The organism is Streptomyces gamaensis (genome assembly GCF_042656465.1).
Taxonomy (GTDB): Bacteria; Actinomycetota; Actinomycetes; order Streptomycetales; family Streptomycetaceae; genus Streptomyces; species Streptomyces gamaensis.
This window is the reverse complement of record NZ_JBHSPB010000008.1, coordinates 245,157-267,624: the sequence shown is the minus strand read 5'-3', so window position 1 is coordinate 267,624 and position 22,468 is coordinate 245,157. Positions and strand designations below refer to the sequence as shown.

The following is a 22,468-nucleotide window of genomic DNA, read 5'->3' as shown; positions in this document are numbered from 1 at the left end:
GCATGCAGCAGTACGACGAGATCGGCGAGTCCTACGAGGGCTTCAAGACACTGCCGTTGGCCCGCTACCCGGAGTGCGGCAGTTTCCTGGCGATGCTCGGGGACCTGAGCGGGAAGTCGGTGCTGGACCTGGCCTGCGGGACGGGCTTCTACACCCGGCAGGCCAGGCGGCTGGGCGCGCGGGACGTCCTCGGTGTGGATGTCTCGGGCGAGATGGTGGCCGCGGCCCGGGCCATCGAGGAGCGCGGCCCGCTCGGGGTGCGCTACGAGGTGGCCGACGCCGCCGAACCCGCCGTGTTCGGCGGGCCGTTCGACGTGGCGACGGCGGTGTACCTGCTCAACTACGCCGACGACGCGGCCGCGATGGAGCGGATGTGCCGCGGGGTGCACGCGAACCTGCGGCCGGGGGGCGAGTTCTTCGTCCTCACCCAGGCCCCGGACTTCCGTTTCGACGGCCCCTCCACCGCCAAGTACGGCTTCCGCTACGAGCCCGAGGGCACCGGTGAGGTCGGTCCGCGGGTGCGGATCACGGCCCTGCTGGACCCGCCCATCGACTTCGTGACCAACTACCCCCGGCGCGAGGTGTACGAGGGCGCGCTGAAGGCGGCGGGCTTCACGGATCTGACGTGGGTGCCGCTGACGGTCCCGCAGGAGGGCCTGGCGGCCTTCGGGGCGGAGTTCTGGGAGGACTTCCTCGCCAATCCGCCGCTGGTGATGCTGCGCGCCCGCGCGTAGCGCGGACCCGAACGCGCCGAGGCCCCCGTGGAATCGCTCCACGGGGGCCTCGGTCGTGACCGGCTGCAACAGCCCTGCGGCAGCCCTACAGCAGCCAGGGTCTGGAGTCGTCCGCGGGCGGCAGCCCGGAGCGCTCCCGGGCCGCCGCGGCGGTGCGGTGGATGTGGAACAGCAGCCGCACGGCGGCGCCGGGGTCGCTGAAGGAGACCTGGCCGTCGGGGGTCTCGCGCAGCGCGTGCGCGGCCCGCGGGATGACCGTGCGGGGGCCGACCATGTGCGCGCCGGCGGTGAAGAGCATGCGCTCCACTTCGCAGTACGGGTCCGAGGGGGCGGTCGGCTCGCGGGTGGTGGTCAGCACCGCCACCGGTTTGCCGACGAGCGGGGAGGCGGCCGTGGGCCAGCTGAGCCAGTTCAGCAGCGTGCGCAGCGACTCGGCGGGCGCGCCGGGGGACTCGGGGGCGGCGATCACCAGCCCGTCGGCGAGCGAGGCCATCTGCCGCAGCGCGTCGGCCACGGGGTGTGCCGGATCGATGTCGGGGCCGGTGCGGGCCAGCACGGACGGTGCCGTGCTGACGACCAGCCGGGTTCCCGAGGCGCCGGGCGCCGACAGCGCCCGCAGCAGTGGATCGCCGTACGGGTCGTCCTCGACCGGCGAGCTCAGACCCAGCAGCAGTACGTTTTCCACGGTCGCTCTCCTTCCCGTCTCTTGTCTCGTTCTGCCGGTGTGCGGCGGCGGTTACCGGGCCGGGGCGGGGCGCAGCCGCCGGGAGAGCAGCACGCCGATGAGCGCCAGCACGGCGGTCAGGGTGAAGGTGGCCAGCAGCGCGGTGCGGGTGGTCGAGCCGTGCTGGTCGGCGATGGCGATGGCCGCGCCGCCCAGGCCCGCGATCAGACCGGTGGCGAGGGTCTGGGCGAGTTGCAGGGAACCGCTGACCAGGCCCTGCTGCTCGCCGGGGGTCTGCTCCAGGGTGTCGGTGGTGGCGGCGTTGAAGGCGACGCCCATGCCGATGCCGCCGATCGCCCAGCCGGCCACGGCGACCATGGCGGGGATCGCCTCGACGAGGATGGAACCCGCCATGATCACCACGCCGATCAGCAGGATGGCGAAGCCGAGGGTGACGCTGCCGGTGCGGCCGCGGCCCTTGCCGTCGAGCTTGGCCTGCCAGGCGGAGCCGACGACCCAGGTGATGGCGCCGGCGGACAGGCCGAGGCCGGCGAGGGAGGCGTTGACGTCGCGCAGCTCCTGCAGGCCCAGCGGCAGGAACGCCTCGCTGCCGAAGTAGACGGCGCACAGCAGGAAGCGGATGCCGATGCCGGCGCCGATGCCGGCGCGGGCGGAGAGGGTGCCGGCCGGGGTGACGGCGCGCAGGGTCGGGACGGCGACGGCGATGCCGACGACGGCGAGGACGACGAGCAGGACGAGGTTCTTCAGCAGCAGCGCCTGGAGCAGCAGCGCGGTACCGGCGGTGAGCAGGACGCTGCAGGCGAGCGGGCTCTTCCACCAGGGGCCGGCCGGGGCGGGGGCGCCGCCGCCGTCGGGGCGGTGGAGCTTGCGCAGCCCGGGCAGGGTCAGGGCCGCCGCGACGGCGATGAGCGGCAGCATGAGCAGGAAGACGCCGCGCCAGCTGGTGTATTCGGCGAGGGTGCCGGCGATGACCGGGCCGATGAGCGAGGGCACGGTCCACGCGGAGGACAGCAGGGCGAACATGCGGGCCCGCAGGTGTTCGGGGTAGGCGAGCCCGATCACCGTGTAAGCCATGCTCATGACAGCACCGACGCCCAGGCCCTGGAGCGCGCGGCCGAGCAGGAACAGCGGCCAGGTGGGAGCGGCACCGGCCACCGCGCAGCCCGCCGCGAAGATCACCATGCCGATGGCCATCGACCGCCAGGGGCCCTGCCGGTCGGCGGAGCGGCCCGCGACCACGGTGCCGATGATGTTGGCGAGCATCAGCGCGGACAGACCCCAGCCGTAGGCACCCAGGCCGTCGAGGTCCTTCGCGATGTCCGGCAGGACGGTCGCCACGCCCAGGGACTCGAAGGCGACCATGCTCACCGAGAGGATCACGCCGAGCGTCAGGGCGCGGTACGCCCCGGAGAAGACGCTCTCCCCCGCCGCACCCCCGCCGGCCGCCGGTGCGGCGACCGGCTCACCGGCTTCTTCGGCGAGCTGGTTGACATCGTGCGACACGCAAGACCTCCTGAGAAATATTTTCATTCCGTTCCGGCACGTAACTTATCGCAGCTTACCTATACTGGCGCCATGGTGAACACCCCCAACGGCACCGTCGCCGAGGCCCCGGACACCGGCCAGCAGCGCGGAGGAAGGCCACGTGACGGGCGGATCGACGCGGCCGTCCCCGCCGCGGTGATGGAGATCCTCAACGAGTCGGGCTACGGCAATCTCACGCTCGAAGCGGTGGCCGCCCGGGCGGGGACGAGCAAGCCGGCCCTGCGCCGCCGCTGGCGCTCGCGCCAGCACCTGGTCGTGGACGCGCTGGTCACCACCGTGGGCACCACGCCCACCCCCGACACCGGCTGCACGCACTGCGATCTCATCGCCGGGATCGCCACGCTCAGCCAGGCCTTCGGCACCCCGCTGGGGCGGCGGGTGCTGCCCGCCCTCGTCGCCGACCTCGCCGACCACCCGGATCTGGAGAGCGCCTTCCTGGAGCGGTTCTTCCACACCCGCCGGGCCTCCACCGCCGAGGCCCTGCGGCGCGGCATCCGGCGCGGCGACCTGCGGCCCGACGCGGACATCGACCTTCTGCTGGACATGCTCGCCTCGACCACCTACTACCGGGTGCTCTTCGGGCATCTGCCGGTGACCCCCACGCTCGCCGAGGACGTCGTCGAGGTCGTGCTCAGCGGGGTGGCCACGCAGAAGTGGCGCGACCGGCACGCGAGCCTCGACGGGTTCTGACCCGCAGGCGGCGGACGCGCGGGCGGCGAGACCGGGGGACGGCGCCGCGGGCGCGCGGGCCGCGCCACGACCGCACGCAACGAACGAGGGGGAGAGTGAACTGTGCTGAGCCGGGACAGTGAGATGGCGGCCCTGGACGGGGCCTTGGACACGGCGGCCGCGGGGATGGGCGCGAGCCTGCTGCTCGAAGGGGGCATCGGCACCGGCAAGTCGCACCTGATCCGCACGGCGCTGCGCTCCGCCCGCGGCCGCGGCTTCACCACCGTCGCCGCGCGCGCCAGACCGCGCGAACAGGAGCAGGAGTACGGGGTGCTGCGCCAGGTGCGCGAGGCACTGCTCGGCGTCCTGGACACGGACCCCGCGCCCGTGCCCGCGGCCCCCGGGCAGCCGCCGGCCGCCTCCGGCACCCCGGACGCGCACGGACCGCAGCACGAGGCGGACCTCACGCACCGGCTGGTGACCGCGGCGGCCGGCCGGCACCCGGTGCTCCTGGCCCTGGACGACCTGCAGTGGACGGACGCGCCGTCCCTGCGGTGGCTGGACTACCTGATGGCCCGTCTCGAAGGGGTGCCCGTCGTCCTGCTGGCCACCCTGGGCCCCGACACGGCCGGGTGCGGCGCGCAGAGCGCCGACGGCCCGGCCGCGATCGCCTCCGGCTTCCACCGCCGCGTCGTCCTGCAGGGCCTGAACACCGACAGCGTCGGCTATCTGCTCACCTCCTTCCTCGGCGAGCCGGCGGGCCCCGAGCTCGCGCGCGCCTGCCGCGAGGCCACCGGCGGCAACCCGCTGATGCTCCAGGCACTGCTGCGCGAGCTGCGCCGTACGGGGACCGGACCGCTGGAGGTCTCCCCCGCCCGCATCGCGGAACTCGGCCCGACCGAGCTGGCCGAGACGCTGCTGGCCCGGTTATCCGGCTGCTCCCCCCGGGTCGGGGCCGTGCTCGGCGCCGTCTCGGTCGCCGCCCCCGCCGCCGACGGCGAACTGGCCGCCCGGCTCGCGGACATCCCGGCCGCCGAGGCCGCCGACGTCCTGCACCGGCTCGTGCGCTGCGGTGTGCTCACCGAGAACGCCGACGGCATCGGCTTCGCCCAGCCCGTGGTCGCGGCCGCGTTCCGCACCCGCATGCCGCCCAGCGAACGGGCCCGGCTGCACACCGAGGCCGCCAAGGCCCTCTACTTCAGCAGCGCCCCCCGCGAACACATCACCGCCCACCTGCTCACCGGCGCCCCCATCGGCGAGGCCTGGGCCCGCCGGCTGCTGGTCGACGCCGCCGACGCCGCCCTGGCCGAGGGCCGGCTGGCCCACGCCCGCACCTGTCTGGAACGCGGACTGGCCGAGTGCGGCCCGGAGGAGGAGCCGGGCCTGCTGCGCCGGCTCGGCCACATCGAGCTCGCCGACGGCCCCGAGCCCGCTGTCGCCCGGCTGCGCCGCACCGTGGACCGGATCCGCGGCAACACCGAGCACCGCGCCATGGCCGTGCTCGACCTCACCCAGGCCCTCGCCCTGACCGGCGACACCGCCGAGGCCCTGCGGCTGGTGGAGCGGGAGGCCGAGGAGATGGAGCGCTCCCGCGCCGGGAAGGAACTCACCGCCGGCTTCCGCGCGGTGCGCGGCCTGCTGGAGCTGATGGACGGCCGCGCCTCGCGCACCGCGCCCCCCGTCTCCCCCGCCGTGCTCAGCGAGGTCGCCCGCTCGCCGTGGGTGCGCCGCGCCGAGGCCGCCCTGCCCGCCATCGGCGCGCTATGGAGCGGTGAACAGCGCCTGGAGTCGGTCCAGTTGGCCCGGCTGGCGCTGAGCGAGCCGACCGCGACCGTCAACGACCACGCGCTGCTGCGGCTCGGTCTCGTGCTCGTCCTGGCCCGCGCCGGCGAGGACGAGGAGGCCCTGCAGACGTGTCTGGCCATGCTCTCCGCCGCCACCGCCGAGGGTTCCCGTACGGTCGCCGCCCTGGCCCGCGCCGTCCTCGCCGAGTGCGCCTACCGCACCGGCCGGCTGACCGAGTGCGTGGAGGCGGCCGGCGGGGTGCTGACAAGCGGCCCGGAACCCGACGGGCACGAGTGGCTGGGCTCCGCGCTGGCCCGCGGCTGGCTGGGCAGCGCCCTGTACGAGTCCGGCGACCTGGACCAGGCCCAGCGGATCCTGCTGGAGCCCGGCCTGGAGTCCGCGGTGCCCGCCATCGCCCTGCCGGTGCTGCTCTTCCACCGCGGCCGGCTCCAGGTCGCGACGGGGCGCGTGGCGCCGGGACTGGCCGACCTGGAGGAGTGCGGACGGCTCCTGCTGCGGCGCGGCCGCGTCAACCCCGCCCTGCTGCCCTGGCGTTCGGAGGCCGCCCTGGCCCACGCCCGGCTCGGCAACGACGCGGCCGCCCGGGACCTGGTCGCCGAGGAGCTGGCGCTGGCCCGCTCCTTCGGGGCGCCCCACGCGGTCGGGCTCGCCCTGCGCGCGGCCGGGCTGCTGGCGCCCGGCGAGGAGCGCGCGGCCCTGCTGGCCGAGGCGGCCGGGCTGCTGCGCGAGGCGGGCGCCGCCCTCGACGAGGCCCGCACCCTGCGCGACCTCGGGCGGGAGCTCATGCGCTCCCGCAGGACCCGGCAGGCCCGCGAGCACCTGCGCGCGGCCGCCGCGCTCGCCGAGAAGTGCGCCGCCCACGTCCTGGTGCAGGAGCTGCGCCAGGACATGATCGAGGCGGGGGCGCGGCCGCGCCGCGACACCGAGATCGGCCCCGACTCCCTGACGCCCGCCGAGCGCAGGACGGCGCTGCTGGCGGCCGAGGGCCTGACCAACCGTGAGATCGCGGGCCGGCTGTATGTCACGCGGCGGACCGTGGAGATGCATCTGAGCCGCGTCTACCGGAAGTTGTCGATCTCGGACCGCCGGGCGCTGCGCCTGGCGGCCGGGAGCGACGAGCGGCTGCCGGAGCCGCACGGTGCGGACGCGGAGCTCGACGCGTGCGAGGTCGTGGAGTCCTGTGCCTGACGGTGCCGTGCCGCCGGGCCTTTCGGACGCGGCCCGGCGGGGGAATTTCCGTGCCCCCGGGCCGCGTCCGCCCCGGCCGGTGCCCCGGGCGGCGGCGACGATGGCAGGACGACGGCACACAGCAGTCACAGGTCAGCATCACAGGTGAAGGGGTCCACCGTGAAGATCGAGGGTTCGGTCGCCCTGGTGACCGGCGCCAACCGCGGCATCGGCCGGGCGCTCGTCGCAGAGTTCCTCGCGCGGGGCGCCGCGCGCGTCCACGCCGCCGCGCGTGATCCGCACTCGCTGGAGCCGGTGATCGCGCTCGCCCCGGACCGGGTGGATCCGATGGAGCTGGACCTGGACCGGCCGGGGACCATCACGGCGGCGGCCGCCTCCGCGCCGGACGTGACGATCGTCGTCAACAACGCGGGCACGCACGGCGTCGGCCATCTGCTGGAGATGGACCTCGACGTCGTGGAGAAGGTCCTGATGACCAACTGCGTGGGCCCGCTGCTGGTGATGCGGGCGTTCGCGCACATGCTGCAGCACCGGGGCGGCGGCGCCATCGTCAACGTCGTCAGCACCGCCGCCTTCGGGGCCACGCCCTCGCAGGGCAGCTATCCGGCGTCGAAGGCGGCCCTGCACTCGATGACCCAGGCGGTACGGGCGGACCTGGCGCCGTACGGCATCTCGGTGCACGGCGTCTACCCCGGGCCGGTGGACACCGACATGCTGGACTACGTGATCGGTCACGAGCCGACCTTCGGCGACTTCCCGCGGGCGACGCCGCGGGACGTGGCGCGCGCGGTGCTCGACGGGGTGGAGGCCGGCGACGAGGACATCTTCCCCGACCCGTTCGCGCTGGAGATCGAGGCCGAGTGGCGCGCGGATCCCAAGGCGCTCGCGGCCCGGCTCGCCGCCATCGAGTGAGGACCGCCTGCGGGACGCGCCGCGCTACCGGGCCGGGTCGGGCCGGTCGCCGTCGAGCAGCAGCTGGGGCACCTGGGCGAACGTCCAGCCGTCGCCGTCGCGGGTGAACACCCACACCAGGTCGAAGCGGTCGTCCGGCCAGGCGGCGGGGGGCGCCGGATGCACCCGGCCCAGTCCCTTGACGATGTCGGAGATCCGGTGGTGCTCCCAGGAGACGAGGGTGGTCCCGTGCCGGGCGAGCAGTTCCCGGGCGAGGGCGGCCTCGTCGCCGGTGCGGTGGTCGAGCTTGAGGGGCGTTCCCAGTTTCGCCGCGAGCGGGGTGACGGTCTCGCTGGGCCGCAGGCTCTTGCCGCCGTGCGGCCCGGCGGCGTAGACCGTCTCGGGCCGGCGCAGGCCCGCGCGCGGCGGTGTCGCCGCGTCGGGGGCGAACAGCGCGACCAGCGCGCCGGCCCGCTGCCAGCCGCGCACGAGGAGCGCGTGCTCGCTCTTCTCGCCCTGCTCGGTGACGCCGTAGGGGGCGCTGTCCCCTTCCTCCTTGGGCTTCTCCCCGTGCCGGATGATCATGACGGTGTCGGGGCCGGGGGCGCCGCTGCCGGTCACGGCCGCCGTGGTGGTGGCGGTGCCGCGCGAGCCCGTGCGCTCCGCGGCGGCCTTTCGGTCGTCCTTGCCGCAGGCCGCGAGCGTGGCGCCCAGTGCCGCGGCCGCGCCGCCGGCCCTGATCATCCGCAGCAGGGTCCGGCGCCGCGGGGCCGCGACCGTGTCGGCTGTCTCCATGAAGGGCTCCTCCTCGTCCTGGTGCCGAAAGGCGCGCGGCCGGCCCTGGCGCCGTCCGGCACCCCATGGTCGGTCAGCGGCGGGCCCGGGTGAAGAGGGGGTGACCGTCATTGAGCAGCCGTTGACCTTCCGCAGAACTCCGCTTCCAGCAGCAGGGTGTTCCCGGCCGCCGGCGCGGAGGAGTTGAGGTCGAAGGAGGCCGTGTGCTCCGCGCCGGCGGTGGCGAACACCAGGGAGACCGCGCCCGGGACGCTTCCCGTGCCGCCCCTGACCGTCGTGCCGCAGGACAGCCGCCGCTCGACGATCCCCAGGCCCTGGGCGATGCCGTCCGTGCCCGTCGCCACGGTCGTCAGCATCTCGGCCGACTGCCGAGCGGGCAGCAGGTGTCCGCCGAGCAGGGCCCGCAGGAAGACGTCGAGGTCACCGGCGGAGGAGATCATCTCGCCCGCCGCGCCCAGTGCCGTGGAGCTGAACTCGGTGACGTCGTCCGGTTGTTGCGCTCCCGCGCCGTGGACGGCCCCGTAGCCGCGGCTGCTCGGCGCGGGGACGGTGACCTCCCCGCCGGGCAGGGTCGTGGAGCGCAGCCCCAGCGGCACCAGGATCCGCTCCTCGATCTCCTTGGCGTACGGGCGTCCGGCGGCCTTCTCGACGATCATCCCGGCGAGGACGTAGTCGGTGTGGGAGTGGCCCCAGCCGGAACCGGGGGCGAAGCGCGGCGCGTGGGCCATGGCGGTACGGACGAGTTCCCGGGGCGTGTGGACGTCGTAGCGGTGCCGCGTGAACTCCCGTCCGCGAAAACGCCTGTCGAACCCGGCGTCCCGGGTGTAGTCGAAGATTCCGCTGGTGTGGCCGAGGAGTTGACGGACCGTGATCCTGCCGCCGTCGTGGCCGTGTCCGGTCACCAGGCCGGGCAGCCAGTGCTCCACCGTGTCGTCGAGGCCCAGCCTTCCCTCGGCCTCCAGTTGCAGGACGGCTGTCGCGACGAACAGTTCGGTGCTCTCGCCGATGCGGAAGCGGTCACCGGGGCGGGGCAGCCGGGGCCTGGTCACATCGGCGGTGCCGGCCGCGCCGTACCAGCTCCGGTTCCCCTCGCGCACCTCCGCCAGCGCTCCGGGCACTCCGGAGGCGACGATCCGGCGCATGGCGGCGAGCGTGGCGGCGTGCCCGCTGCCGTCGGCCCGTGCCGCAACTGCCGTCGCCCCAGGGCCGGTCCGCGGCCTCTCGGGTACGGCCGCGGTGGCGGCCGAGCAGGCCAGTACCGCGGCGCCCAGGGCGGCGGGAAGTACGCTCCGCAGCACACGCTGCGACAACGGCCTCGCGATCGGCATGGACGACCCCCTGAACTCCCGGCCGGTACCCCGGCGTCGTCGGGCCCCGTACGCGCGTCGCGTCACGGACGGCCTCTGGCACCCCATCGCTACCACGCGCCTCGCGCGGCGCGCAGGGGTACGGTCCACGGGTCAGCCGTACGGGGAGCCCCCGCCGTCCCGGGCCCACAGGGAGCGGACCTTGCCCAGGTGACGGGCCATGCACTGCCGCGCCCCCTCGGCGTCGCCCGCCAGCATCAGGTCGAGGAGTTCGAGGTGTTCCTCGGCCGAGGGGAGCAGCTCGCCGCGCTCGTCGAGGCCGGTGAGCCCGTACAGGCGGGAGCGCTTGCGCAGGTCGCCGACGGTCTCGACGAGCCGTTCGTTGCCGGAGAGGGCCAGCAGGCCGAGGTGGAACCGCCGGTCGGCCTCCAGGTAGCCGATGAGGTCGTGGGCGCGGGCGGCCCGGACGATCTCCCCTGCGACCGGGCGCAGTTCCTCCAGTCGCGCGCGGGGCGCGGCGCGGGCGATCCGGCCGACCGTGGGGATCTCGATCAGGGCGCGGATCTCGGTGTACTGGTCGAGGTCGCGCTCGTCGACCTCGGTGACCCGGAAGCCCTTGTTGCGGACCGGCTCGACCAGGCCCTCTCTGGCCAGGTCGAGCATCGCCTCGCGCACGGGGGTGGCCGAGATCCCGAAGTCCTCGGCGAGGCCGGGCGCCGAGTAGACGCGGCCGGGGCGCAGTTCGCCGGAGATCAGCGCGGCACGCAGGGCGTGGGCGACCTGGTCGCGCAGGCGCTCCCGGCCGGCGCCCAGGTCACGGAACGGCAGGTGCCCCATGGCGGTGCGATCCCTTCGGGCCGGAGCGGATCATCACTGTACGACGTCACGTCGTGCTCGCCGGTGACAGGGGGTCGCGCGGGGCGAGGGCGGGCGCGGGGGTGCTCACAGCAGGAAGCCTCCGGGGAAGGGGTCGTCCGGGTCGAGGAAGTACTGGGCGGTGCCGGTGATCCAGGCGCGTCCGGTGACGGCGGGCACCACGGCGGGCTGCCCGCCGACCGTGGTGCGGGCCGTCAGGCGGCCGGTGAACTCCGTGCCGATGAGGGACTCGTTGACGAAGTCCTGCCCCAGGGGGAGGCTGCCGCGCGCGTGCAGCTGGGCCATCCGGGCCGAGGTGCCGGTGCCGCACGGGGAGCGGTCGAACCAGCCGGGGTGGACGGCCATCGCGTGCCGCGAGCGGCGCGCGTCCGAGCCCGGGGCGGCCAGGTAGACGTGCTTGAGCCCGGCGACGGCCGGCTGCTCGGGGTGGACGGGCCGGTCGGGCGAGGCGTTGACGGCGTCCATGAGGGCGAGTCCGGCCGCCAGTATCTCGTCCTTGCGGGAGCGGTCGAACGGCAGCCCCAGCGCGTCGAGTTCGACGAAGGCGTAGAAGTTCCCGCCGAAGGCGAGGTCGTAGCCCACGGTCCCGTACCCGGGCACCCGGGCCGTGCGGTCGAGGCCCGCGCAGAACGCGGGCACGTTGGTGAAGGTGACCGACGCCGCCGCCCCGCCGCGCACCCGCACCTCGGCGCTCACCAGCCCGGCCGGGGTGTCCAGGCGTACGGTCGTCACCGGCTCGGTGACCGCGACCAGGCCCGTCTCGACGAGGACGGTGGCGACCCCGATGGTGCCGTGCCCGCACATCGGGAGCACCCCGGAGACCTCGATGTACAGGACGCCGATGTCGGCGTCGGGGCGGGTGGGCGGCTGGAGGATCGCGCCGCTCATGGCGGCGTGGCCGCGCGGCTCGTACATCAGGAGGGTGCGCAGGTGGTCCAGGTGCTCGATGAAGTGCAGCCGCCGTTCGGCCATGGTGGCGCCGGGGATCACCCCGACGCCGCCGGTGACCACGCGGGTGGGCATGCCCTCGGTGTGCGAGTCGACGGCGTGGAAGACGTGGCGCGTCCGCATGAACATCCCTTCGGCGGGCGGGGGTTGGGGGGCCGGGTCAGCGGTGGCCGTCGGCGAGCGCCTTGCGCGTGGCGGCCCGCACCCGCGTCTCGGCGTCCCCGCCGAGCGGGGAGCGTGGCGGGCGGACGGGCCCGCCGTGGTGTCCGGCGAGGTCCATGGACAGCTTGACGGCCTGGACGAACTCGGTCCTGGAGTCCCAGCGCAGCAGCGCGTGCAGGGACGTGTAGAGCGGCAGTGCCCGGGCGAGGTCGCCCGCGCGGGCCGCGCGGTACAGGGCGGCGCAGGCGGCGGGGAAGGCGTTGGGGAATCCGGCGATCCAGCCGACGGCACCGGCCAGGGCGAGTTCCAGCAGGACATCGTCGGCGCCGGCCAGGACGTCGAGGCCGGGGGCGAGTTCGGCGATCTCGTACGCCCGGCGGACGTCGCCGCTGAACTCCTTGACGGCGACGACGGTGCCGTCCCGGTACAGCCGGGCGAGCAGCCGGGGGGTGAGGTCGACCTTGGTGTCGACGGGGTTGTTGTACGCGACGACGGGCAGTCCCGCCCCGGCGGCCTCGGCGTAGTGGGCGCGCACGGCCCGCTCGTCGGCCCGGTAGCCGTTGGGGGGCAGCAGCAGGACCGAGCCGCAGCCGGCCGCGGCCGCCTGCTCCGCCCAGCGGCGGGCCCCGTCGCTCGCGTAGGCGGAGACCCCGGGCATCACCCGGGCCCCGTCGCCCGCCGCCTCGACGGCGACCTCCACGAGGCGGGCCCGCTCCTCGTCGGTGAGGGTCTGGTACTCGCCGAGCGAGCCGTTGGGGACGACGCCGTCGCAGCCGTGGTCGAGGAGCCGGCGCACGTGCCGGGCGTAGGCGTCGTAGTCGACGGACAGGTCCTCGCGCAGGGGCAGGGCGGTGGCGACCATGAGGCCGCGCCAGGGGCGGGCGCTGCTGAAGCTGTCGGCGGTCATCGCCGCGAACCTCTCTGTACGCGGTGGCGGGTCACTGGTCGGCGGACGGCGGTGCGGGCGGGTCCGGTGCGTCGAGGGCGGCGAGCGCCGCGAGCGGGACGGGCACGGCGAACGGGCGCTGCTCGGCGGGGGGTTCGACGGTGGGATCACCGGGGAGACCGATGGGAAGACCGACGGAGGTTCCGGCGTGTGCCGCGAGGCGGGCGACGGCCGGGCCGCACATCCTTCCCTGGCACCATCCCATGCCGGCCCGGGTGAGGAGCCTGACGGTCCGGGCGTCCCCCGCGCCCAGCCCCTCGACGGCCTCGCGGACGCGTCCGGCGGTGACCTCCTCGCAGCGGCACACCTCGGTGGCGTCGGTCAGCCAGCACGGCCACCCCGGGCCGGGCGCGTGGACGGCGGCCATCACGTCGGCGAAGGCGCGCATCCTCTCCCGGCGGCGCCGCAGCCGGCCGATCCGGCCCCCGCCGCCCCGGTCCGCCCCCAGCCGGGCGGCGACGGCGAGGCCCGCGAGTTCGCCTTCGGTACGGGCCAGTTCGACGCCGCCCGCTCCCCCTGTCTCGCCCGCCGCCCACACGCCTCGCACCGAGGTCTCCTGCAGGCCGTCCACGACGAGCGCGAGGGTCGCGCCGGCCGTCCGGCGGGTGGCGCACCCGAGGGCCGTGGCCAGTTCGATCCGGGGGACGAGTCCGTGTCCCACGGCCAGCGCGTCGCAGGCGATCCGGCGGCCCGTCCCGGGGACGGGCCGCCAGTCGCGCCCCAGCCGGCTCACGGTGACGGCCTCGACGCGGTCGGTGCCGTGTGCCTCGGTGACGGCACTGTGCCGGCGCAGCCGCACCCGGTGCCGCAGCAGTGCCGCGCCGTGGACGAGCGCCTCGGCGGCCTTGCCCGGGTTGGCCGCCAGGACCCGGGGGTGCCGGGCGTACGCCGGGTATCCGGACGCCTCGACCACGGCGGGCACGTGGGCGCCGGCAGCGGTCAGCGAGGAGGCGACGGCGAGCAGCAGGGGGCCGCTGCCGGCCACCACGACCAGCCTGCCGGGCAGGGCCAGGCCGGACTTGAGCATCGCCTGCGCTCCCCCGGCCGCCACCACGCCGGGCAGGGTCCAGCCGGGGAAGGGCAGTTGGCGCTCGTACGCGCCGGTGGCCAGCAGCACCGCGCGGGCCCACACCCGCACCGGCCGCCCGTCGCCGTCGGCGCCGGTGAGGCAGTGCACCGACCAGGAGGTACGGGCGGCCTCGTCCTTCGTCACGCTCCACACGTGGTGCTCCGGCAGGTGGACGGCCCCGCTCCGCTCCAGTCGCCGGCGCGGACCAGTGCCGGCGGACCGGCCGCCGGTGTGCGGCGCGGCGTCCAGCAGGGCCACGCGCAGGCCGAGTTCGGCGGCGGCTGCCGCACCGGCGAGGCCGGCGGGGCCCGCGCCGACGACCGCCAGGTCGTACGGTTCACGTGCCGAGGCGGTCATGCCCGTGTCCTTCCTGGGTGGTGACCGCGTCACCGGGGCGGGCGGGGACCAGGCAGGCCCGGCGGTTGGGGCGGCCGTTGACGGTGGCGAGGCAGTCGAAGCACACGCCGATGCCGCAGAACACCCCGCGCGGGCGGCGGCCTTCGCGGGTGGTGCGCCAGGCCAGGATCCCGGCCGCCCACAGCGCGGCGGCGACGGACTGCCCGGGCCGGGCGGTGACGCCGCGGCCGTCGAAGGTGATCTCGAACAACGCATCGGACGACGTATCGGGCGGCGTGCCGGGCCGGGCCCCGGCGGGGCCGGCGGGGATTCGGGCCACGGGTCCTCCTGTCGGTGAGAACGGGCGAACACGGGGGAAACACAGCGGAGTTGCGCGGGCGGAGGCGTCAGACGGGTCCGGGACGGGCCGGGGAGGCGAAGCGGCCGGGGTCGAACGGGCGGATGTCCAGCGGGAGTCGGCCGCCGGTCAGAACACGGGAGACGATCAGCCCTGTCGCGGGGGCGAGTCCGATCCCCGCGCCCTCGTGGCCGCACGCGTGGAACAGGCCGGGCACGCGCGGGTCGGGGCCGATCGCGGGCAGGCGGTCCGGCAGGTACGGGCGGAAGCCGGCGTAGGCGCGCAGCGCCCGTACCGTGGCCAGGACCGGGAACAGCCGTGCGGCCCCGGCCGCCAGGCGGCGCAGGGCCTCGTGCGAGAGCGTCCGGTCGAAGCCGACGCGTTCCCGGCTCGCGCCGATCAGGACCGGGCCGGACGGGGTCCCCTCGACGACCGCCGAGGTCCGCAGGGCGGCGGAGCCGCTGGCGACGTCCGCCACGTAGTCGGCCGCGTACACCTTGTGCCGGACCACGCGCGGCAGCGGCTCGGTGACGAGGACGAACCCCCGGCGGGGCAGCACCGGGAGCTCCACGCCCGCGAGGCGGGCGAGTTCACCGCCCCACACGCCGGTGGCGTTGACCACGGCCGGGGCGCGCAGGTCGCCGCGCGGCGTCCGTACGCCGCGCACGGCGCCGGCCTCGGTGATCAGGCCGGTGACCTCCTCGCCGGTGCGCAGGCGCACCCGGGCGCCGGCGGTGCGCAGCAGGTGCGCGGCGGCGAGGGCGGGCATGACCTGGGCGTCCTGGGGGTAGTGGACGCCGCCCGCGAGGCCGGGGGCGAGGTGGGGTTCGAGGTCGCGCAGCCGGTCCGCCGGGATGTCCTCGGCGGCCACGCCCGCCGCGCGCTGCCGGTCCGCGAGGTCCTTCAGCGCCCTCGCGGCGGTCCCACCGTGGGCGACGACGAGGCCGCCCTTGGGTTCGTACTCGACCTCCGGCGGCAGCAGTTGAGCCAGCCGGTGCCACAACCGGGCGGACAGCAGGGCGAGTTCCAGCTCGGGGCCCGGTTCCTTGTCGGAGACCAGGAGGTTTCCCTCACCGGCCCCGGTGGTGCCGCCCGCGACGTGGCCGCGGTCGAGCACGGTGACGCGCAGGCCCGCGCGGGCGGCGTAGTGGGCACAGGCCGCGCCGACCGCTCCGGCGCCGACGACGATGACGTCCGCGACGTTTCCCGCTGGCACGTCAGTAATATTTCACATGGCACTGATGCCGCCAAGGCTCCCAACGGCCCCTCCCTGTGCGCTCCGTGGCCGAAATTCCTGCGTCAGCAGAGGCTCACGTGAAACGAGTGCCACAATGTGCAGTGCGCTCATTCCGATCGTCGCGGATGGGGGAGACTGTTGCACTCAACTGACCACGATTTCGGCCACGACGCGCTCTCCGGGCTCACGACGCGCGTGCATCCGGACCCCTCCGGGATCCCCCGGGACTGGTGGGAGAGCCTCGCCCACCCGTCGGCCTATCTGGCCTACGACTGGTTGCGGGCGCGGAGCGGGACGCTGCACGCGGCTCCCCGGTTCGTCGGCGTGGCCGGAGCGGACGGCGAGGCGCTGGTGGGGGTTCCCGCCTTCGTGACCGACCGGTCCTCCCACCCGGGCTACGACCCCGTGCGTTTCCTCGCCATGGACGATCTGCCGGACGAGGACATCGCCGCCGAGCCCGGGGGGACGGCGGCGCTCACGCGGCTGCGCGAGCGGCTGAGGGCCATGGACACCCGCAAGGCCGTGGTGATCGGCTCGCCGGGGCGGATGGGGGGTGTCAGTTTCGCCAAGTCCCTCTCCCCGCAGGCACGCAGGCAGGTCCTGGACGCCGCCGCGGCCGAGGTCGAGCGGCAGGCCGAGGAGGCCTTGGCGGACATGGTCTGCTGGGTGTACTTCGTCGAGGGGGCCGACGAGACCGTGGACACGGTCCTCAGGGAGCGCGGGTACACCGCGGTCTCGGTCGGCGCCGACTGCCGTCTTCCGGTCGAGTGGCGCAGTTTCGAGGAGTATTTGAGCAATTTCCCGGCCAAGCGCCGACGGGGCATTCTGCACGAGATGCGGGCGCTGACCGGGGCGGGGGTGACGGTCGAGCGGCACGGGCCGGAGGTCCTCGGCCCGGAGCTGGCCGCGCTGGAGCTCCAGTGGCGGCAGAAGTACGGCCGGCACGCCGAACTGGACGCGACCATCGCCGACTACCGTGAACTGCGCGAACACGTCGGGGACGCGCTCACGGTCTTCGTCGCCCGGCGGCACGGGCGGGCCCTGGGGTTCATGACCTTCATCCAGGACGGGCCGGTGTGGTGGGGCAGGTTCCCCGGTTTCGACTACACCGCGGAGTCCGGGCTCTATCTGTATTTCAACCTCCTCTTCTACCGGCCGCTCCAGGCCGCCATCGACGAGGGGATCTCCTCCATCTCGTACTCGATGGGCTCCTACGAGACGAAATGCAGCCGGGGTTGCTCGGCACGCCACCTCCTGGCCTATGTGCGCGCCCCGGGGGACCCGGCGCTGGCCGCCGATCTCGACGTGGTCGACCGGGTGCAGCACCGGCGGTTCGACCGGATCGAGCAGATCTACGCCAAGCACGGGCGCGGCGAACGGCCGCGGCCGAGAACACGCCCGGACCGGCCGTCGGGCGCGTGACCGCGGCCAGGCTGCCGCACGACAACGGCGGTTCGGCCCCCCGCGTAGTGCGGGGGGCCGAACCGCCGGGCCGCCGGAGTCAGCAGGGCGCGTCGGTGGGGCGCGGGTTGTACTCGACGGGCACCGACAGGACGGTGTCCAGGTCCGCCATCACCTTCTCGACGGCGTCGACATAACGGTCCATCAGCCCGGGTTCCTGGACGTACAGCGGCCGGGTGACCGTCCCCAGGCTGAAGGTCGTGTCGCACAGCGCCGAGGCGACGGGGAACTCCGCCGGGTCCCAGGGCCGCAGGCGCTCCCCCTCCGCGCGGGGGTGCCAGACCTGGGTGGTGCGCCGGAAGACCGGCTGCGCGGGCACGGGCTGCGGCTGCCAGACCCCGACCTCCGCGGGGCGGGTGAGCTGAGCCCCGGGGACCCGGTGGCCCCGATCTGCTTGCTGGCCCTGGCGGAGACGGATACGGCCGGACGTTTTCCGGAGCATCGTGTGGCCCCGCCGCCGCCGGATTTCCTGCTCCCCCACGGGCCGTGGGAACTGCTGGAAGCCGCGCACCGGCGGGATGGGTTCAGCCGCGAGGCATGGCGCCGTATGTTCCGGAGTACCGGGCTCGGCGGGGCAGAGGACGCCATGCCGCACTGACGGCGCCCAGCAGCCCCCTGCCCCCTTTTCGCTTTCTGTTCTTCCCTGTTGCGGAGATTCTCGATGCGTACATCAGCACATGCACGACGGCAGCGGTCGGAGCCGCTGGACGACGACGAGCGCATACTCAAGGAGCTGGGCTATACCCAGCAACTGCACCGGCGGATGGGCGCGTTCGGTAATTTCTCCGCTTCCCTGTCGGTCATCTCCATCATGTCCGGGACGCTGCTGCTTTTCGGCTACGGCCTGAACAGCGGTGGGCCTGCGGTGGTGGTGTGGGGGTGGCTCGCTGTGGGGCCGCTGGTGCTGTGCCTGGCCGCGGCGCTGGCCGAGATCACCTCCCGCTACCCCACCAGCGGCGGCCTGTACTACATGGCCCGCCAACTCGGCGGCGAGCGGTGGAGCTGGTACACCGGCTGGCTCAACCTCCTGGGGCTGCTCGGCGGGATCGCGGCCCAGGACTACGGCATCGCGACCTTCACCGCCGCCTGGGCGAACCTCCAGTTCGGCTACGTGCCGACACCGGGGTCCCTGCTGGTCATGTACGCGGTCATCCTCGCGCTGCACGCGGTCCTGAACCTTTTCGGCACCCGCCTGATGAACGTCCTGACCTCCCTGAGCGCGTGGTGGCACCTGGCCGGAGCCGTCGTCATCATCGGCGCCCTGACCCTGATCCCCTCTCACCACCGTCCGGCCGGCTTCGTGTTCGCCGAGTTCACCAACAACACCGGCTGGTCGAGCCCCCTGTACGTGATCCTGCTGGGCATGCTGCTGCCGTGCTTCGCCCTGGCCGGCTACGACACCTCGGCCCACCTGAGCGAGGAGACCAGCGGCGCCTCCGTGGCCGCGGCACGCGGAATCATCCGCTCCGTGGTGGTGTCCTGGATCGCCGGCGGAATCCTGCTGGCCGCCCTGCTGTTCGCCGTCCAGGACTACGCCGCAACGCTGGGCAGCCGGACCGGGGTGCCGATGGCACAGATCTTCCTGGACGCCCTGGGCGTGGCGACGGCGAAGGCGCTGCTGCTGGTGATCATCGTCGCGCAGTTCCTGTGCGGCTACACCGTCACCGCCTCCGCGAGCCGCATGATCTACGCCTTCGCCCGCGACGGCGCCCTGCCCGGCTCGGCGCGCTGGCAGAAGGTCAGCCGCCGTACGGCCGTCCCGGCCAACGCTGTCCGGCTCGCCGTCGGTGTCGCCTTCGTGCTCGCCCTGCCGTCCCTGTATTCCGCCACGGCGTTCTCGGCGGTGACCGCGATCTCCGTCGTGGGTTTCACCCCGGCCTACGCCATCCCGGTACTGCTGCGCCTGCGCCACCGGGACCGGTTCATCCCCGGACCCTGGCACCTGGGCCGCTGGAGCCGGCCGATCGGCTGGGTGGCCGTGCTCTGGGCAGCCGGGGTATCGGTGCTGTTCCTGCTGCCGCAGTCCAGCCCGGTCACCGCCGAGACCTTCAACTACACGCCCGTCGCCCTGCTGGTGGCCCTCGTCATGGCCGCCGTGTGGTGGCGGTTCGGACGCCGCTCGTACGGAGTGCCCCGCTCCGGCACGGCGAACGCCCACGACCAGATCGAAGAGGCCGAAAACATCATCTGACGACACCAGAACCCCATGCCGCACGTAGAGTCCCCACTGCCGCAGAGGCACCAAAGGCATCCACCACCCGCCCAGGAGACTGGCCCAGCACACCACGTCATGGAGGCACCGTGACCGTTCCCGCGGAGTCCACCGAATCGGTACAGCAACTCACCACGGTCTGGCGGACCCTGGTCCTCGACCACAACACGGACGCGGACGTGCGCGACCTCCCGGGCATCGCCGTCCGCTGGGCCGACAGCCGGTTCAAGTTCTGGAACTGCATCACCCTGACCGAGCAGGGAACGGGAGCAGAACTCGCCAGGCACCGTCTGGGCCAGGCCGCGGACATCATGCGGACCAAGAAGCACCCCGGCTTCCTGTGGCTCTTCGAAGACCTTCTCGACGACGAGGCCCGCTCCGTGCTGGAGACGACAGCCGAGCAGGCCGGCCTCCAGTACGCCTTCCCCGGAACAGGCATGGCCGGCGACCTGCTCCCCATCCCCGAACCGGCCCACCCCGACCTCACGTTCACCCGCGTACGCACCGACGAGCAGCTACGGGCCTACGCCGACCTCCAGTCACGCGCGTACGGATTCCCCCTGGAGGAGGGCCGCGACGGCCTGGCCGGATCCACGCTCTGGAAGAACGAGATCCACGCCTACCTGGCCATGCGAGGCGACGAACCGGTGGCATGCGCCGCCACGGTCGAAGCACAAGGCCGCCTGTTCGTCGCGTACGTCGCCACGGACCCGCAGTGGCAGCGCAAGGGCTACGGCGAGGCAGTCACCCGCAAAGCACTCCACGAAGGCGCACGCGCCACCGGACTGACCCGCGCCACCCTGCACGCCACCGCCGCCGGAGCCCCCGTGTACCCGCGCATCGGGTTCGAGCCGAACACACGAATCCACTTCTACAGCCTGAAAGGCTGATCCGGAGAAGCCCAAGACGGCCCCCTCCGCGGCTCGTCCGCCTCTGCACAGGACACCAACGCAGTCAGCAACAGGACCTACCAGCACTCCCGCCTCCACCTCCGACCCGCGAAACACAGGCCAGAGGCCTGCCCGCCCACCATCCCAGGAGCCCCGCATGAAAATGCTCATCAACGTCCCCGAAACCGTCGTCCCCGACGCCCTGCGCGGTATGGCCGCCGCCCACCCCGAGCTGAACGTCGACGTCGAACACCGGGTGATCGTGCGGCGGGATGCTCCCGTGGCGGGGAAGGTCGCGCTGGTGTCGGGCGGCGGGTCGGGGCATGAGCCCTTGCACGGGGGGTTCGTGGGGCGGGGGATGCTGGACGCCGCGTGTCCGGGAGAGGTGTTCACCTCTCCCGTGCCGGATCAGATGGTGCGGGCGGCGGCCGCCGTGGACAGCGGTGCGGGCGTGTTGTTCGTGGTGAAGAACTACACGGGCGACGTGCTGAACTTCGCGATGGCCGCCGAACTCGCCGAGGACGAGGGCATCCAGGTCGCGAGCGTGCTCGTCAACGACGACGTGGCCGTCAGGGACAGTACGTACACGGCGGGGCGGCGCGGCACGGGAGCCACCCTGTTCGTGGAGAAGATCGCGGGGGCGGCGGCCGAGGAGGGGATGCCGCTGGAGCGGGTGGAGACACTCGCCCGGCGTGTCAACGAGTCCTCCCGCAGTTTCGGGGTGGCGCTCGCCGCCTGCACGACGCCCGCGAAGGGCGGACCGACCTTCGATCTGCCGCCGGGCGAGCTGGAGTTGGGGGTCGGCATCCACGGGGAGCCGGGGCGGGAGCGGCGCGCGATGATGACGTCGGGCGAGATCGCGGACTTCGCCGTGGACGCGGTGCTGGAGGAGCTGCGGCCGACGTCCCCGGTGCTGGCGCTGGTGGGCGGCGCGGGCGGTACTCCGCTGCTGGAGCTGTACGGCTTCGCGGGCGAGGTGCACCGGGTGCTGGCGCAGCGCGGGGTGAACGTGGCGCGCACGCTGGTCGGCAATTACGTCACCTCGCTGGACATGGCGGGCGCCTCGGTGACGCTGTGCCAGGTGGACGAGGAGCTGTTGCGGCTGTGGGACGCCCCGGTGCGCACGCCCGCGCTGCGCTGGGGCTGCTGAGCCTCCGCGGGTCCCGGACCCGCTCACGTGTAGCGGCAGATGCCGCCCGTGCCCTGGAACGGGCCGCCGGGCGTGCCGGGTTCGAGGACGCGTACGTCGGCGCCGGTGAGCAGCGCGGCGCGGACGGCGACGTCGGCGAGCCGGTCCCCGGCGAGGTGTCCGTCGCCCTCGCGCATGGCGTCCTCGGGGCGTTCGTAGAGCTCGCTGCTTTCCGGACCGAACCAGGCGGTGCGGGTGTCCTGGGGGTCGTCGGTGACGGCGAGGGTGCGCACCCGGCCCGCGGCGAGCGCGTCGAGGGTCTCGCGGACGCCTTCGACGGTGTGCCCGCCGGGGGCGCGTTCCTCGTCGAGCTGCCGCAGCAGCTGATCGGTCCGTACGCCCCGGATGCGGGCGAGTTCGGCGGCGACCTGCGCGTCCAGGTCCGTGCCGTCCGCGCTGCGGCTGCCGCTGACCTGGCTGATCAGGACGTCCTTGCGGATAGCCGCGGGCAGGTGCTTGACGAGGTACTGGCGGGCCCGTACGTCCCCGGCGAGCAGCAGGACTCCGGCCGCCACCTCCCGCAGGGCCTCCTCCAGGGCGGTGGCGACGGCGGTCGCGTTGTGTTCCCAGGAGTCCTCGGCCCGGTGCTGGAAGCGCATCTGGGAGAGTCCGGGGCTGCGGCCGATCTCGTCGTCGGGGCCGTCGACGGTGCGCCGCAGCGGCTCGGTGGAGCCCTCCGCGTACAGCAGGAGGTCGGCTCCGGAGCGGTCGACGAGGGCGACGACGTGGGCGGGATGCTCCTGGCGCCACTCCAGCAGGGGCAGCAGGTGGGGCACGGGTCCGGTCTCGACGACGTCGCCGTGCGGGGCGCCGGGCAGTTCGACGGCGTGCCGCACGCGGCCGTCGGCGGCGAAGGCCGCGAGGACGCCGGTGCCCGGCAGTGACTGCAGCACCCGGTCCGTGAGGGCGTCCAGGGTCGACGGGTCGACGCCTTCCCGTTCCAGCCGTGCGGCCAGGCCGCGCCAGCGGGACGCGGTCTCCTGCGCCAGCTGGGGGCGCGCCTCGCGGTCGAAGTACACCGACACGAACGGGCCGGGCGCGGCCACCAGGTCGCGCAGGGTGCCGGTGCCGGTCTCTGTGGCAGTGGTCATGGGTTCTCCTTCGGGACCGGAGCTGCTCCCGTGGGGGGCGGCCGCGCGACGGTCCCGGCCCTGCGGGGCCGCG

General features: G+C 74.3%; 20 protein-coding genes. 8 read left to right on the top strand and 12 right to left on the bottom strand.

Translation table 11 applies throughout. The features are described from left to right. Positions 1–2 precede the first annotated feature (2 nt). The gene (locus ACFP1Z_RS15850; RefSeq protein WP_390317036.1) at positions 3–734 is read left to right on the top strand and encodes a class I SAM-dependent methyltransferase; all 732 of its coding nucleotides are present in this window, start codon (positions 3–5) and stop codon (positions 732–734) included. Between the two features lie 85 nt (positions 735–819). Here ACFP1Z_RS15850 and ACFP1Z_RS15845 read toward each other — a convergent pair whose 3' ends face one another. Beyond that, on the bottom strand, positions 820–1,419 hold the full coding sequence (locus tag ACFP1Z_RS15845; RefSeq protein ID WP_390316952.1) for an NAD(P)H-dependent oxidoreductase: 600 nt from the start codon (positions 1,417–1,419) through the stop codon (positions 820–822). Between the two features lie 51 nt (positions 1,420–1,470). After that, entirely contained in the window at positions 1,471–2,922 is a 1,452-nt protein-coding gene (locus tag ACFP1Z_RS15840) for an MFS transporter (RefSeq protein WP_390316949.1), read from the bottom strand. Between the two features lie 72 nt (positions 2,923–2,994). Here ACFP1Z_RS15840 and ACFP1Z_RS15835 point away from each other — a divergent pair, with 72 nt between their 5' ends. From ACFP1Z_RS15835 to ACFP1Z_RS15825, 3 genes are all read left to right on the top strand, one after another. Continuing rightward, entirely contained in the window at positions 2,995–3,654 is a 660-nt protein-coding gene (locus ACFP1Z_RS15835) for a TetR/AcrR family transcriptional regulator (RefSeq protein ID WP_390316948.1), read from the top strand. A gap of 102 nt (positions 3,655–3,756) precedes the next feature. Then, entirely contained in the window at positions 3,757–6,627 is a 2,871-nt protein-coding gene (locus ACFP1Z_RS15830; RefSeq protein ID WP_390316947.1) for an ATP-binding protein, read from the top strand. 159 nt (positions 6,628–6,786) lie between these two features. After that, on the top strand, positions 6,787–7,539 hold the full coding sequence (locus ACFP1Z_RS15825) for an SDR family NAD(P)-dependent oxidoreductase (RefSeq protein ID WP_390316946.1): 753 nt from the start codon (positions 6,787–6,789) through the stop codon (positions 7,537–7,539). 24 nt (positions 7,540–7,563) lie between these two features. Here the strand turns inward: ACFP1Z_RS15825 and ACFP1Z_RS15820 are convergent, their stop codons facing one another. From ACFP1Z_RS15820 to ACFP1Z_RS15785, 8 genes are all read right to left on the bottom strand, one after another. Beyond that, entirely contained in the window at positions 7,564–8,313 is a 750-nt protein-coding gene (locus ACFP1Z_RS15820) for a hypothetical protein (protein WP_390316945.1), read from the bottom strand. A gap of 107 nt (positions 8,314–8,420) precedes the next feature. Beyond that, positions 8,421–9,641: a serine hydrolase domain-containing protein gene (locus ACFP1Z_RS15815; RefSeq protein WP_390316944.1), complete on the bottom strand. Its 1,221-nt coding sequence runs from the start codon at positions 9,639–9,641 to the stop codon at positions 8,421–8,423. 132 nt (positions 9,642–9,773) lie between these two features. Beyond that, the gene (locus ACFP1Z_RS15810) at positions 9,774–10,457 is read right to left on the bottom strand and encodes a GntR family transcriptional regulator (RefSeq protein WP_390316943.1); all 684 of its coding nucleotides are present in this window, start codon (positions 10,455–10,457) and stop codon (positions 9,774–9,776) included. Positions 10,458–10,562: 105 nt separating this feature from the next. Further along, complete coding sequence (locus ACFP1Z_RS15805) at positions 10,563–11,567, bottom strand: proline racemase family protein (RefSeq protein ID WP_390316942.1); 1,005 nt, start codon at positions 11,565–11,567, stop codon at positions 10,563–10,565. Positions 11,568–11,604: 37 nt separating this feature from the next. Next, complete coding sequence (locus tag ACFP1Z_RS15800; RefSeq protein ID WP_390316941.1) at positions 11,605–12,513, bottom strand: dihydrodipicolinate synthase family protein; 909 nt, start codon at positions 12,511–12,513, stop codon at positions 11,605–11,607. Positions 12,514–12,544: 31 nt separating this feature from the next. After that, positions 12,545–13,978 (bottom strand): FAD/NAD(P)-dependent oxidoreductase, encoded by a 1,434-nt coding sequence (locus ACFP1Z_RS15795; protein WP_390316940.1) that lies wholly within the window; start codon positions 13,976–13,978, stop codon positions 12,545–12,547. Further along, on the bottom strand, positions 13,959–14,297 hold the full coding sequence (locus ACFP1Z_RS15790; protein ID WP_390316939.1) for a (2Fe-2S)-binding protein: 339 nt from the start codon (positions 14,295–14,297) through the stop codon (positions 13,959–13,961). Before ACFP1Z_RS15790 ends, ACFP1Z_RS15795 begins: the two co-directional genes overlap by 20 nt. A gap of 67 nt (positions 14,298–14,364) precedes the next feature. Further along, complete coding sequence (locus ACFP1Z_RS15785) at positions 14,365–15,531, bottom strand: NAD(P)/FAD-dependent oxidoreductase (protein ID WP_390316937.1); 1,167 nt, start codon at positions 15,529–15,531, stop codon at positions 14,365–14,367. Positions 15,532–15,690: 159 nt separating this feature from the next. On the opposite strand from ACFP1Z_RS15785, the gene ACFP1Z_RS15780 reads away from it, so the two are divergent. Next, complete coding sequence (locus tag ACFP1Z_RS15780) at positions 15,691–16,974, top strand: GNAT family N-acetyltransferase (protein ID WP_390316936.1); 1,284 nt, start codon at positions 15,691–15,693, stop codon at positions 16,972–16,974. 79 nt (positions 16,975–17,053) lie between these two features. On the opposite strand, the gene ACFP1Z_RS15775 is transcribed toward ACFP1Z_RS15780, so the two are convergent. After that, positions 17,054–17,332, bottom strand: coding sequence for a hypothetical protein (locus ACFP1Z_RS15775; RefSeq protein ID WP_390316935.1), 279 nt, complete (start codon positions 17,330–17,332; stop codon positions 17,054–17,056). Between the two features lie 342 nt (positions 17,333–17,674). Between ACFP1Z_RS15775 and ACFP1Z_RS15770 the strand changes: the two genes are divergently transcribed. The 3 genes from ACFP1Z_RS15770 (at position 17,675) to dhaK (ending at position 21,265) form a co-directional block, all read left to right on the top strand. Further along, complete coding sequence (locus ACFP1Z_RS15770) at positions 17,675–19,204, top strand: amino acid permease (RefSeq protein WP_390316934.1); 1,530 nt, start codon at positions 17,675–17,677, stop codon at positions 19,202–19,204. Between the two features lie 110 nt (positions 19,205–19,314). Next, positions 19,315–20,115: a GNAT family N-acetyltransferase gene (locus tag ACFP1Z_RS15765; RefSeq protein ID WP_390316933.1), complete on the top strand. Its 801-nt coding sequence runs from the start codon at positions 19,315–19,317 to the stop codon at positions 20,113–20,115. A gap of 157 nt (positions 20,116–20,272) precedes the next feature. After that, complete coding sequence (gene dhaK, locus ACFP1Z_RS15760; RefSeq protein WP_390316932.1) at positions 20,273–21,265, top strand: dihydroxyacetone kinase subunit DhaK; 993 nt, start codon at positions 20,273–20,275, stop codon at positions 21,263–21,265. A 23-nt stretch (positions 21,266–21,288) separates the two neighbouring features. Here the strand turns inward: dhaK and ACFP1Z_RS15755 are convergent, their stop codons facing one another. Beyond that, complete coding sequence (locus ACFP1Z_RS15755; protein WP_390316931.1) at positions 21,289–22,395, bottom strand: baeRF2 domain-containing protein; 1,107 nt, start codon at positions 22,393–22,395, stop codon at positions 21,289–21,291. Positions 22,396–22,468: the final 73 nt, after the last annotated feature.

Excerpts from the sequence above, each read along its gene's own strand:
- ACFP1Z_RS15850 (WP_390317036.1), top strand. The coding sequence starts at position 3 with ATGCAGCAGTACGACGAGATCGGCGAGTCCTACGAGGGCTTCAAGACA.
- ACFP1Z_RS15835 (WP_390316948.1), top strand. The coding sequence starts at position 2,995 with ATGGTGAACACCCCCAACGGCACCGTCGCCGAGGCCCCGGACACCGGC.
- ACFP1Z_RS15820 (WP_390316945.1), bottom strand. The coding sequence starts at position 8,313 with ATGGAGACAGCCGACACGGTCGCGGCCCCGCGGCGCCGGACCCTGCTG.
- ACFP1Z_RS15815 (WP_390316944.1), bottom strand. The coding sequence starts at position 9,641 with ATGCCGATCGCGAGGCCGTTGTCGCAGCGTGTGCTGCGGAGCGTACTT.
- ACFP1Z_RS15810 (WP_390316943.1), bottom strand. The coding sequence starts at position 10,457 with ATGGGGCACCTGCCGTTCCGTGACCTGGGCGCCGGCCGGGAGCGCCTG.
- ACFP1Z_RS15805 (WP_390316942.1), bottom strand. The coding sequence starts at position 11,567 with ATGCGGACGCGCCACGTCTTCCACGCCGTCGACTCGCACACCGAGGGC.
- ACFP1Z_RS15800 (WP_390316941.1), bottom strand. The coding sequence starts at position 12,513 with ATGACCGCCGACAGCTTCAGCAGCGCCCGCCCCTGGCGCGGCCTCATG.
- ACFP1Z_RS15795 (WP_390316940.1), bottom strand. The coding sequence starts at position 13,978 with ATGACCGCCTCGGCACGTGAACCGTACGACCTGGCGGTCGTCGGCGCG.
- ACFP1Z_RS15770 (WP_390316934.1), top strand. The coding sequence starts at position 17,675 with ATGCGTACATCAGCACATGCACGACGGCAGCGGTCGGAGCCGCTGGAC.
- dhaK (WP_390316932.1), top strand. The coding sequence starts at position 20,273 with ATGAAAATGCTCATCAACGTCCCCGAAACCGTCGTCCCCGACGCCCTG.
- ACFP1Z_RS15755 (WP_390316931.1), bottom strand. The coding sequence starts at position 22,395 with ATGACCACTGCCACAGAGACCGGCACCGGCACCCTGCGCGACCTGGTG.